The organism is Flavobacterium tructae (assembly GCF_002217475.1).
Taxonomy (GTDB): domain Bacteria; phylum Bacteroidota; class Bacteroidia; order Flavobacteriales; family Flavobacteriaceae; genus Flavobacterium; species Flavobacterium tructae.
Genome location: NZ_MUHH01000055.1, coordinates 1 through 13,155, shown reverse-complemented (window position 1 = coordinate 13,155; position 13,155 = coordinate 1). Strand labels below are relative to the sequence as shown.

Here is a 13,155-nt window from a genome sequence, read left to right as displayed (position 1 = left end):
TCTGACTTTGCGCTTTTTTTACACTTATTGAATTAATAAAGTTCGTAAAAGTCTCCCGGTTTTTTATTTTATTTCTTAATATTATTTTGATTCTTTCTTTTTCAGAAATTGTATATAATAAATTTAGTTTTAAAGTCTTAGACTTCACGGTTTATGTATTTTAAACTAGACGTTTCAAGTTGGCGCAAAGTCAGAGACGTTTGCGCAGCGCTTGTGAGATATACTTTGCGGAGCGAGAAAACATGCTGATTATCAGACCAGCAAAAGAAATCAAAAATTGAATCTATTATTCAAACTAAACCCCGCTGAAATGAGCGGGGTTTAGTTTTTTTTTATAACCTTATCGTTAGAGATCGAAAGACTTTCTTATAACAAATTGGAAGTTTCATTTTATTTCTTCAATACCCTAAAGCACTTAATCTAATTCTGCTCTTGAAAACAGATCAAGAATTAACACTTTGTTTTCACAAGCTTCTTTAAATGAAATAATAAAAGATTTTAAGGCTTCGGAATCTGAAGAATAGGCACAAAACATGCTTCCTTCGGGATCAAACTTTACGACATCAACAAACTCAGGTTTTTGTTCTTGCAAAAATACCTGCGCTAAAGAAGCCCAATCATATCCATTCCCTTCAAAACCTTCTTCTTCTCTGGTTTCAAAAATTTCGGTTTTATACTCCCCAACATTAAGGCATACCGAAACACTATTTTCATGTTCAACCCAAAAAAAAGGATCTATTGACTCCATAAAATCATCCAAATTCATATAATTTTTAAATTTTATCTAGTTCAGAAAATAATAAATCAGCTGATTCTTTAACACCATCCCTAAAACTAGCAGGTATTTTTTTTCCACACCTTTCGAACCAGGCATAAAAAGTTTCTTTAATTTGGTTTCTGTTTAGTTTTGCTACCCTTCTATTCGCCATTTCAGGATATTTCTTACTTAAATATACAAAAACATCAATATGAACCAATAGAGCTTGGCTAGCCTCGTCAGCTGTTCTTAACCATTCTTCTACCTCTAAGATTTGTTTTATTGCCAAATTAAAATAACGAGCCGGCTCTAAATCAGCCATTTGATTTCCTTCTGGTGCTGCACTGTAAACTTTCATTTATTCTATATAAATTACAAATAAAAAACTGCCCCTGTATTAAGGCAGCTTTTGGTCTTTTCTCTACTTTTCATCAAATTTTCTAATGTTTACAAACAAAACACTCACGTCAGCTACACAGCCATTAAGAATTCAACTTAATTTAATAGATATTTTTATTCAAGAAAGTCATATTTTCTATTATTTCATTTTCAACTTTTGACTCTGGCATACTTTCACTAAAGCCTAATTCACTAATAAAAAGCAATTTTTTTAATTGGACCATTCTATAATCATACTCTAATTCAATATTTTTATTTGCAATTGCTTCTTCAATTCTATCATATAATAAATCATCTCCATCTAACCTTCTTTGTCTAGCTTTCGAATTTATCTTGACAGCCATTTCACTTCCAATATTAAATGCCGTTTTAATTTTTTCAATAACTCTAACGCTATCCTCAATTTTTAAGAAATCTCTATTAATTCTTGACATTAACGTTAATGAGGATTCAATCCAAGTCCAAATATTTTTATTAGAAGTTATCTCGTATCCTAAAAAATATTCTTGAAATTGTAATACAGTTTCTTTCTCATTTAAAATATACAATGTAAACAACAAATCATTTAAATTTTCTTGAATTTGGGCTTCATCTAAATCCTCAGAATTACTAATTAGCAGATTGGCTACTTTATATACATTTTTATCCTTTGGAAGTATGTCAATTATCTGTTCTATTCTTTCTTTCATTTTTAGTCTATAATATTAATTTTTACTTTTGTTCCAGGGTCGTATTCAGATAAGGCATTACCAATTGCTGAACCAGCACCTCTATTGTCTGAAGGATTTATATATCTAACACTTGCTCCTGCACCTCCCTCTTTAAACATCGCCATAGGCCACTCATCTCTATCAAATCCTTTTTTCGTTGGAGTTCCTTCTAAAGATGCTTTCCTATTTGCCGCTGCTCCCAATCTATCGATCGTTACAATATCTGGATGACCTGCTGCAATTGCATCTTCTATATGTTTAGTCGTTTCCGGGTAATCACTTCTCTTGATTGTTGCAACTATATCATGTGTAATACCATCGCCTTCAGATATTGTACATTTATTTAATCCAAGTATATCAACAAAACTATTTGTGTTGTGTACATACGCATATAATCTACTACCACCAAAAAGTCTAATTGGATCTTGACTAATATATCGTCCAGTTCTTGGACTATAATACCTAAACCTATTATAATAAAGTCCAGTCTCTATATCTTCATATTGTCCTAACTGTCTAAAAGGAATAAAGTTTCTATCGCCTTTCAAATTACGGACATCTCCATAAATATCATAATCGGTTTCCCAAATTAGCTCCCCAACTTCGTTGTAAGCTTGTACAGGTCTCCCAATATAATCATTAATTATTGAGAACTTTTCTTCTCCAATTATTTTGGCACTTGGTACAAAAGAACCTCTTTCATACACCCAAGTTACCAGATCTTTAATTGGCTCAAGTTTATCATAGACTAAGTCATCCTCAGTGGCAATTAATTTAGGGCGATCTTTTAAATCGTACTTCCATTCGTGAATAAGAACATTTCCATCCCAAACATAACGATTTATTTTTTGGTTTGCAATTTTTGCGGTACGTCGGCCCAGGGCATCGTACTCAAAATATACTTTCTTACCATCGGGGTTGGTGATGCTCTCCAGCATGCCGTTGGCCAACCAGCTATAGGTGGTATCACCGTCCTGCCACTGCTCGTGTTCTTGCTGTAATCTGTTTTCTTCGGTTTCGTTGCCCGCCAGTTTGTCGATCCAGTTGGTTGGTTCTTCGAATTTTAATTCTTCGTTGATGTTTCTGGTGCTTTTGTGTATCAGGTTGCCCAGTTCATCGTATTTGTAATGGTACTTTTCATCCTGTAGTAACTTACCACCTTTACCATACTTGCGATCGCTGCGATCCGGAGTTTTGTAAAGATTCCCTACTGCGTCCGGGGTTTTGTAAAGCTGTTCTTTACCATTATAATCTGCCTTTGCCAAATTACCAAAATCATCATAATCAAAATAGGTGATATTGGAGGTTATTTGGTTTACCGCGCTGCGCAATTGCTGGTTGGTATCCCAATTGTAATAACGTGATCCGGTGCGTTTGCCATTGGCAAATACTTCCTGTTCTTTTTGTTTCCCGCTGTTGTTGTAGCTGGTTTTAATATGGAGTCCGCCTGTGGTAAAGCGCTCTATTTCTCTTCCCAGTTCGTCGCGATTCAGTGTAGTTTCCCACTTCTGGTGCTGTTCTTTGAGCTCGCTGCTTTGAGCTTCTATGCGCTCCAACTGTCCTTTTGAATCGTAATGAGTATTGATCTCTGCTCCTAATGAGCTATTTATACCTATACGGTGTCCTTGTTTGTTGTAAATGAAGGTAAGGGTAATTGCATTTTCGGTGTTATCTAGCTGCTGTTGCTGGGTTTCTTTTACGATACGTCCCATTTCATCACGCTCTATAAATATACTTACATTCTGATTAACTGCCTCCGTTAAAAGTCCGTTTTTGTTGTAACTATAAGTTTCCCAACTGCCATCGTGATAATCAGCTCTGGTAATTCGCCCCAAAACGTCCTGTTCGTATTCGGTAAATTTTCCGTTGCCGTGATCAATTCTGGTAACTTCACCCGCAAAATTACGTTGGTATTTTTTGACCATACCGTCAAAGGCAGTTTCTTTGATTATTTGTCCGGCCTTGTTGCGGGTAAAATAGTACACCTCGTTATCTTCGTTTTTGATCCCTTGCAATTGCTCCATCTTGTCGTAATCAAAACGCACTTTTACACCATTTTGTTCGCGTGTGGCAAGGCTTCCCATTGGGGTATAACTAAACTTAACGCTATTTTTATTGTCTTTTAAAGCTATTACTTCGTCATAATTGTTGTACGTGAACTGTATGACATTGCTGTCTTTTTCTACAATTTGTCTTACCCGATCCAGCGCATCGTAGCTGAAGTAATCAGCCATCTGCATTGGGGTGTAGATCGCTTGTACGCGTCCACGATGGTCGTACTCCCATGATTTTAACTTTTCACCATTCTGACACCATTCTATAAGATTGTATTGATCGTCATAGATCATTTCGAATTTATTGTTGTTTTTAGCCACTGTCGCCAGTAGTCCATTATCGTGATAAGTGAAATGACTAGTGGTTTTATCAGGAGTAATAATCGTTTTGAGCTGATCTGGTCTATCTTCTTTGTACAAATAAACAGTTTTATTGCCTTCGGGATCTATGGCTATCGATGGACGGTTTTCCTCATCGTAAATCATGATTTCTTCTGTCCCATCTGGGTAAACGGTACCGGTTTTGTTCCCTCTGTCATCGTAGTTAAAGCCAAGAATGCGTCCTTCAGGATCAATCTCGCGATAGAGTTCCATAAATTCGGTGTAGTCGTAAAAGGTACTGTTGCCCATTGGGTCTTTTATCTGTGTGACCAATTGGCTAGGCTCATAATAATAAGTGGTTACGGCCCTATTGGCATCAGTTACTAAATTGTAACCTTCCTCCGGATGGTATTCCAGCCATCCTTCCTGCCATCCGCCATCACCCCAAGTGTGGATACAACGGTTTTGATTATCGTATTCCCAATAAAAAGTTTGTCCGTTTCGATCTGTTTTCTCTACCATCAAATGGTTCTCGTAAGTGATCATAGTAGCTTTTCGAAGCGCATCGATAATAGCACTAATGTTACCGTCCTGATCGTACTCGTAGGCTACCAAAAGCTCGTCTTCTTCCGGTCCAACAAGTTCTAACTTCTGAATAAATCCGTCCTTAGTACTTACTTTGATCTCTCTGCCAGCTGCATCGATTATTTTTTTCAAACGGTTTGCTGTAAATTCAAAAATGATGGAAAGTCCGTTTGGATTGTTTATTTTGGTAAGCTGATATTTTTTACCATTAAAAAGGGTAAACTCATACAAGAGTTTACTTTTATGTTCGTAGGCTGTATAACCTTCTTGTGTTCTTTTCAGGGTTATTTTTTCCTGACGTAAATAAAATTCTTCTTCGGGCAACAGCATTGGAAAAGCCACAACTCGTCCGTCATCCATACGAAGTCCAAGGGCATCGTCTTCTGGGTACAACTCTACCGCTCTGTCGTATACGCAATGTACACCATGACCCAGCCATCCTACATATTGGGAGTCTGAATACCAGCTGCGTTCCCAGTTTAAAGGAATCGGACTGGCGAGTTCGAAATCGCTTCCTTCATAAATCACGGCGCCATTAATAAGGTTAACGGGTTCGAATCCTGCTTTACACAATAATCGACTAAGTTTATTAGGGCCTATCGCTCCTTTAAGAAGTTTATTGAATGCTTTTTTTCCGACTTTCATCAAGGTACTAAAACCAATACTAGCTAATAAGCCTGTAAGGACTCCTCCCCAATCGGGAGGATAGGGTCCACCAACCATTACGGGTTTCCCCGTTGGGATAGGCAAGGAAAACGAGGTTGGGGCAAAAAGGGTTGGGGCAAACGGTAGCATCTTCTTGCCTATTTTGGTTTTCCCTAAAGACATCGATAGGGGGATGCCGATATCATTACAGGTCATTAGCATATGTCCTTTGGGACTCATCCTCGTGCCGTCTGAAAAAACGGTTTGTGAGGCGAAAAAATTCATACTTTCATGGCCTATGATGGGTGTCATAAGCCAGGGTGGTGTAAAAAGTGGAATATGCACCAGTGGAATTATGATCCCGCTGGTATCTGAGTTTCCACGTTTAAAACCATTTACATGCACAGTGGCACCTAAAAACGGAACGTAATCAAAAGGATCCATCACAATACCTATATAAGGATGAAACGGGTTAAATGGAGGCAGGGTTGTAAAATGGATGTCTATCCCCACCACAATGGTCAAATGATTATCGGTTAGTAACATAATTAATAGGTGTTGCTTAATTGATATTCCTCTTGTATCTGTTTGGCTATTTGCTTTGGATTGTCGTTCCAGTTTTCTCCAAAAATGAGTACCATTCGTTTAAAAACAGCTTCTTTTTCTGAATACCCAATTTTAGGATCACTTTCTAAATAACTGTCAGCAATAAAAGTAAAGTTGACAATTTTAAGGATTTCGTCGGTTAGTTCGTATCCATACTCAAAAGCATCATTTAAAATTTCGGTATATCGACTGCCTTTTTTCTTGGCAGCCAGCAGTAATGCATAATTGTACCCGTTGATCACCTGCATTTCCTGATTTATTTCCTTAGCAATTGCTACTTGTTTTAAAAAATAATCAATCGCAGTATCTGTATTTCCGATAATGCTGTGATGAGAGCCTTTATAAACTAATAATTGCATTAAAATTCCCGCGACATCATCCTTCTCTTTATAAAACGGAGTCGTTATTTTAATTCCCTTATCCAATAGTTGATGAATAAGTTCCTTCTCATCTTTAAATTGGAATAAAAAGCTGGCATAAATTAAATAAGACGAAGCCCAAAAACTGGTTTCTCCGGTACTCTTACTAATATCGATAAGCTCATTACCCAGTTTTTTTACTTTCTCCTGTTTTTTATTTTTTGCTGCCTCACCAATTTCAAACAAACATTTTCGGTAACGTACCTGTGGATCATTTGGATTTCCTTGTGTAGCTATTTCTTTGTAAGCTTTGTTTATTTCCTGATTTGGAATTTCTATGATGGTTCCGTTTTCCTTTGCTGCAAAAACTACATCGCGATACTGCTGTCTTTCCTGATAATCCAAAAACAGAAAACCTACATTTTCCGGCAATAAAACGGCCAGTTCATTGAGACTTTCGGTCAACAAATCGGCATTGCTAACTTTTTTGATTAATAAACTTACGATCAAAAGATTTCCTGTTTTTGCTTCAAATTCTTTAAAACTAATGAGCATTTTGATGTAGAATTCCTTCATACTTTCAATACTAAGCTGATTAATTTCCGGAAGTACTTCTTTAAAAGTGGCAAAATCTTTCCAATTCCAATTGGGATTTTTTTTCAGATCTTCTTCAAAAGTTACAATCCATTGCTCTATGATCGTGCTGTAAAAATCTTTTTTATCATCAAAATCAACAACAAAAGCAACAAACGAATCTTCGGATTTACCATAAGCGGAAGATTCTAAGTGAATGAAAGCATCCAATAAAGGAAAATCATCCTTAAAACAAACCATACTGAATACTTTAGCTTTTGGCTTTTCTTTTCGGGTTTTGTTCCAGATTTTCTGAATGTTCTCGACTCTTACAGCGATAGGATTGTGCGTATTATGCATTTTTAAATTCTAATTTAAGTTCACCACTCCACCTTTAACATTGGTCATTGTTTTACCGTCTATGTCAACAACCTTTCCTTCTGCCAAAATGGTATTTTTACCTTTTATATTGATACTTGGCGCTTCATTACCGATTTGAGTGTCACTTTTCACACTCACCTCATCCGTACCAACAGCAACTATTTTTTTACTGTCGACATTGACCTCATTTATACCATTTATATTTACCTTTTCATCAGCAAGAATGTTAATCTCTTTAGACAAAACGTCTATTTTGTTTGGAGCATAAATGGTCATGGTCCCGTCACCGTTAAGTTTTACCATATTACCGCTTGGGTCTGTTGCGGTAAAACTATTATCTCCTTCATCTAAAACTAAAGAAGTACCACCTCTGGTCGCAAAGCTCCTTTTGTTGTTATCCTGGCCACCGCCTCCGCCACTTTTTCCATGAAATACACTTCCCAAAATGAAAGGTCTGTTTGGATCTCCATAACGGAAATGAACCATAACATGATCCCCTACATCCGGAATAAATACCATTCCTCTGTTACTTGCTACTTTTCCGCTGCTTCCCGCATCAGGAGTTAGAACACGAAGCCAGGCTGTTTTCATAGAAGTACCTTGCTGCCAAAGCATTTGCACTCTAATTCTTCCTTTATTTTTAGGATCGGTATTGCTTTCTACCAGAGCCTGCTGTGTCTGTGCTATTGGATAAGCTACATCGGGTTCCGGAAGACTTAATACTTTTGAAGGTATCGCTCTGAAGTTATTTTCGTATTCTCCTAAATGGGTCGCATAGTGGCTAATTTCGGTAATAATATAGGAGCCTACTTCTTGTGTTATCATACTTTCGTTTTCTAAAACACTAGATTTTATGTTGACTATGCTTCCTATTTTTAATTTGGTATTTTTAGTAGTTGCCGAAACATAATTGGTATCGGCAGCAGCGCTTTCCTGTTTCTTTTTTAAGAAAGATTCTAAAACCAAATCGTCGCCTGTACTCACTATTCCGTGTGTAAATGCCGGTGTTGCAAATACCTCTTTTGAAGTAGCAAAAGCTTCATTGCCTAATTTTGGCAAACCGCCTACCGTGTCTTTCGATTTTGCGGTATAGCGTTTGTCAGCGCTTTCGTTATAAGTAAAAGCACTAAATTTATTTGGTACCGCCTGTACGGATATTTTTAGTTTTGAGATATCACTATTGTAGGTCAGAGAGATCGGCTTGTCGAAACTTTTAGGTTTACCGAAGATTAACTTCTCTCCATCATAATACAACCATTCATTGTATTGTTTTGCCAATCGCTGAATGAACTGAAAATCGGTTTCAAGGTATTGATTCTGGTAGTCCATTTTGCTGGAATATTCAGGGTTTACCTCGTTTTGCAACTGCTCTCCTGCTCCATTTTTTATGGCTTCTTTAACGATATCTTTTAAATTCATTTCTTCCCAGGAATGCAGCTTTTCACCGGACTCCAGCAAGATGGTCTTTGAATAACCCGATACGACAATATGGTTACCCGAATGTCCCATTTCCTGATCAAAATCGATATTGGTCACTACTCCTAAAAAGTTGTTTTTGTCTTCAAGAATGATGTGTACCACTTTACCCAGCCAGGCCTGAGCATTTTCAAGCGTATAGGCCAAAGGACTTTCGACAACAGCATGAGGAACACGAATTTCAAATCGATGATGATCGTTTATCACTTGTACCAATTCTATACTGGTAAAATGGCTTATTCTCTTGGAATCTATTCCAAAAATTATGGTTTGTGGTATCATTATTTTAATCTTTTTAGTTAGTACTAACTATTTATGTCTATCGGATCAGTGTGGTGTTATTTAATTTTTATAAATCTTGTATCGATTATTATATTTTTAAGGAATGTTATTATTATCTGTATTTAAAAACTTCAACAATGTCTCATTGTTCTCTAACATTTCGGGGGTTAAATTCAACTCTTTAGTGCCTTGATGCGTAATTAAATTTCTACCAATTTTGTAATAATGAACGGTTGTTTTTCCTTCATAATTTAAGCTGTTCGCGCTTATAATTATGTTGTTTTTTTCATTAAAATAAAAAGAATTAATCCCGGTAGTAATGATATCAGATCTTTGTTTGAACTGATAATTAATTTCTTTTTTATTAACTAAATCAATTGCAATCAGATTTATTCTATTATTTACCTCACTCAGGGGCAATAAAAGAATATGATTGTTTGTGATGTAAACGTTTGTCGATTTATCATTGGCAATAAGACCATTTATGGGAAATACATTATCGAATCGATTTGGATATGCGATTCTAATAATGTTATGTCTGCCCTGATTCACATAAATACTATCTTTATAATATTTAATGGTATATAAAAGTCCCTTTCGATCTTTAACTTCTAAACTGTCAATTTCAAATTTTACCTGTTCCTTCTTAATTTCATTTATCGAAATAACATTTTCTTTATTCTTCGAATTACATCCAAGAAAAACAAAAAAAGTTAAGATTATAAGTAATTTAAGTTCGCTAGTTAATTTCATTTGAAACGGTGTTAAATTTTTCGTTCTGAATCACCAACTGTCTTTTTTCTTCTTCCAGTGTACTTTTTACGGGATCAGTAAACAAAAGTGAATTGCCTGTCAGGATTGTATTTATTTCCTTTAACCTTTCTTTATTAGCCTCTATCTGAAAGTCTAAACTATTTTTGAAACGCTTCTTTACTCCGCCGATCTGTTTGAGCAGATGCTCTCCATAATGATTAGCACCTCTGCTGTCCATATCAGCATTATAGGCGTACTTTCCTCCATGTCTTTCTTTGGCTGTAGGATAATATGTTCCTGTATTAAAAGCCTTGTCAATATCATCTGCTGTTATGGTGTCATTTTTTATTATACTGGAAAAATGACTCCAGTTTTTGTCTATTTTGTTAAAATAATCCGTCAAAGCGGCCTGATAACCACCCAAATTGGAATAATCTTTAACGGTACCATGACTGGTACTTCTTTTGAAGGGTTTTCCCATAACTCCAAATAAGTTATAGTCCCCATGTTTTATTGCGGATGCTCCATATCCACTTTCTAAACTTGCCTGTGCCAATACCAATAATGCACCTTGGGAAGATGCACCTTTTGCTTTTGCAAAATCATATATTTCGACTGCAATTGTGGTCAAAAACTGATGGTGAACCGGTTTTTCTTTTTTAGGTGGTGCACTTATAGCTTTAGCTTTAACATCTTCGGCTACACGATTCCCTTGCGGGCTTCTTCTTTGCATCATTGCGCCCACTTTATCCGTATTTTCCCACTGACCTGTTTGTCTATTATACTGAGGTCCTTTGACACCTAATGAACTGGCGTTCTTATGTTTTCCTGAAGATGAAGTTTTAGCCATGAGATTGCTGATTAGATTGAGACACCTCAATAGTCATAAAACAATATCTCTTTTGGGGATTTATTTTGTAGGTTATTTTTTGTGGTATCATTGGGGTTTGGGGGTTATTTTATTAAGAAGGCTTCCCTATTAAAATTGCTTTAATATAAAATCCCTTAGAAAAGTATATTTTAGAAATACACTTATCTACTGCATAAAAAGAAAAAAATATTTCAACTTTCAGATAATGGAACTAAAAACAGTACGAACGAAAATCTTTTACTAAGATTTTCCTTCAGCTGAACCGCTAAATTTAAGAGTTAAAAATCAGTATCTTTTTATTTTTAAGGAAACAAGAAGCGATATGGTATCGCTTCTTGTTTTCACAACTAGCAAAAATTAGATTTTAGCCCAGTTGTTATCTAATGTAGCATTACCTAATGTAATTTTCTCTGCAGAGAATGTAATCTCAGTAGTCATTGGAGTTTCAGCCAAAGCGTCTAACTGCTCGCTAAAGAATACAATAAAAGCATTTTCAAAAGAAAGTTCTTTCATTACTTGCTCAGAGTCAGCTTTGAAAAATTTTACTTTTCCGCTTACTGGTTTGTGTTGACTGTTTACCGCTTGTTCGATAACTGTAGTGTTGTCTGTAGATTTAACTCTTAAGTTTAATCTTCCTCCTTTAATTTCAGAAGAAACAGCTCCTTTACCGTCAGTATGTCTTAACATATCAACTTTTGAAAATAATACTTGGTACTCGTTTCCTTCGAATTCTAAAACTGCTTTAAATGCCATAATAAAAAATTTAAGTTGTTAAAAAATGTTTTTTTTTAGAATCCTCTTTCCTTTTGTATGACTAGTATGAACAAAAAAAAGAGGTATTCTACATGATTTTAGAATACCTCTTTTTGTACTAACGTACTTTTTATAATTGCTTCTTGTAGGAAGATGAGGGTGATTCGCAATCAATATTTGTACGAATATACAAATACAATTTTGAAAAACAAGTTAATTCGTAATCTTTTTCATAGAAATAAAGAAAAAATATTGCTTTAAGCCAATCAAAAATGTAAGAATCCAGTATTTACGGGGGCTGACAGAAAATTCATCTTTTTCTTCTACTACCAAAATAGTCGTATAAAAAAAATCTTACCGGACTCTTTCTTATTTTTTCAGTACTTTTTTTATGAATTTATCCCGTTCTTTGGATTCGTAAAAATCAAAACAGTTACAAAAAACAATACCACTATTAAAAACTATTCCTTCTTTTATTTTTTTTATTTAGTCAATAATCTCTTTTTGAATACTGGGACGATATATCTTTCAATTTCTCTCCATTCAAAATGAACACTAAACTCTTCATATCCACTATTCCTATAATTTTTAGTATCAAAAATTGAAAAATAAAAGTCCGGAACGCTTTTACTTTTATCTATGATTATTCTAAAATTTAATAAATCACTTGGTTTTAATGGCAAATTAATGTCCTGATCTTTTAATTTTTTTCTAATTTTTTTTAACAGTCCGGGTTTATCTACAAATAAATCTACTCCAACTCGTTTACCATTATTCAGATCAAAACAATAATACTGAATTGCTTCCCACGGTGATCCATAAGATTGAATTCCGATCGAAAAACTAACGATCTTATTTTTATCATAGTAAATTTCATAATGTTCAAATCCCGAATTTGACTCTCGTAAAGTATTGTTCAAAATACGTTTAGAGAGCGTATCTTTTTTCATTCTGATTCTATCCTCAGGTTTACCAACAAAAGATTTGTCAAATACTTCATAAGTACTCTGCGTAATTCCATATACTTTATTATTTATCTTCTCAACATCCGGATTGATTTTTAATTCTTCAATTATCAAAAAGCCAGAATCTACAAATACTGAATCTTTTAAAATTTTAAGGTTCTGACTATGTAGTGAAATTGAAAAAAAAATAAGTACTACTGTTATAAATTTGTTTCCCATTTCTATTTTGATTTTGTCTCTTCTTTTGACTGAGAGTACTAAATTTTATGCATTAGCAATATAACTAATAACGATAATTTCATTTTAGTTCCATTGGAATTTTTGCTTGTTCTTGTTCATTTCTAAGCATTTTTCTAAAGAATATTTATTCGGACAATGAAAACATTCTTTGTTTTCTTTATACTTAAACAATTCATTAAAATCTAAAGTATCGTTAACTATCTTTTTGCTAGTATTTTGTGAACAAATAAAACTTGAGGGATAATTTACATAATCATTTCCTTGTCTCTTTTTTGAAATAGATGAATTACTATAACTAAACTGTTTAAAAACAACAAACTGCTTATTTGTATTTTTTATATATAATTTATCAGAAGTTGAATTCAACGTATTATTAAACGTAATTATAAGATTTTTTCCTTTTAGAATATTTTCAACAGTATATA

General features: G+C 34.7%; 11 protein-coding genes. All 11 read right to left on the bottom strand.

The features are described from left to right. Window positions 1-415 precede the first annotated feature (415 nt). Window positions 416-766, bottom strand: a complete 351-nt coding sequence (locus tag B0A80_RS19185) for an immunity 51 family protein (RefSeq protein WP_070905574.1) — start codon at window positions 764-766, stop codon at window positions 416-418. A gap of 7 nt (window positions 767-773) precedes the next feature. Next, window positions 774-1,115: a hypothetical protein gene (locus B0A80_RS19180; protein WP_070905575.1), complete on the bottom strand. Its 342-nt coding sequence runs from the start codon at window positions 1,113-1,115 to the stop codon at window positions 774-776. Between the two features lie 142 nt (window positions 1,116-1,257). Further along, window positions 1,258-1,845: a DUF6707 family protein gene (locus B0A80_RS19175; protein WP_070905576.1), complete on the bottom strand. Its 588-nt coding sequence runs from the start codon at window positions 1,843-1,845 to the stop codon at window positions 1,258-1,260. Window positions 1,846-1,847: 2 nt separating this feature from the next. Further along, on the bottom strand, window positions 1,848-6,017 hold the full coding sequence (locus B0A80_RS19170) for a DUF6531 domain-containing protein (RefSeq protein ID WP_233430784.1): 4,170 nt from the start codon (window positions 6,015-6,017) through the stop codon (window positions 1,848-1,850). Between the two features lie 2 nt (window positions 6,018-6,019). Next, window positions 6,020-7,369 (bottom strand): hypothetical protein, encoded by a 1,350-nt coding sequence (locus tag B0A80_RS19165; RefSeq protein ID WP_089078341.1) that lies wholly within the window; start codon window positions 7,367-7,369, stop codon window positions 6,020-6,022. Between the two features lie 9 nt (window positions 7,370-7,378). Next, window positions 7,379-9,148: a type VI secretion system Vgr family protein gene (locus tag B0A80_RS19160; RefSeq protein WP_089078340.1), complete on the bottom strand. Its 1,770-nt coding sequence runs from the start codon at window positions 9,146-9,148 to the stop codon at window positions 7,379-7,381. A 96-nt stretch (window positions 9,149-9,244) separates the two neighbouring features. After that, window positions 9,245-9,901, bottom strand: a complete 657-nt coding sequence (locus tag B0A80_RS19155) for a hypothetical protein (RefSeq protein WP_089078339.1) — start codon at window positions 9,899-9,901, stop codon at window positions 9,245-9,247. Then, window positions 9,888-10,751 (bottom strand): glucosaminidase domain-containing protein, encoded by an 864-nt coding sequence (locus tag B0A80_RS19150; RefSeq protein WP_089078338.1) that lies wholly within the window; start codon window positions 10,749-10,751, stop codon window positions 9,888-9,890. The genes B0A80_RS19155 and B0A80_RS19150 overlap by 14 nt, the downstream gene beginning before the upstream one ends. A 378-nt stretch (window positions 10,752-11,129) precedes the next feature. Further along, window positions 11,130-11,525, bottom strand: a complete 396-nt coding sequence (tssD, locus tag B0A80_RS19145) for a type VI secretion system tube protein TssD (RefSeq protein WP_017496350.1) — start codon at window positions 11,523-11,525, stop codon at window positions 11,130-11,132. Between the two features lie 482 nt (window positions 11,526-12,007). Next, the gene (locus tag B0A80_RS19140; protein WP_089078337.1) at window positions 12,008-12,709 is read right to left on the bottom strand and encodes a hypothetical protein; all 702 of its coding nucleotides are present in this window, start codon (window positions 12,707-12,709) and stop codon (window positions 12,008-12,010) included. 84 nt (window positions 12,710-12,793) lie between these two features. After that, window positions 12,794-13,155 (bottom strand): hypothetical protein (locus B0A80_RS20965; protein WP_208861499.1); only part of this gene is annotated, 362 nt, incomplete at its 5' end.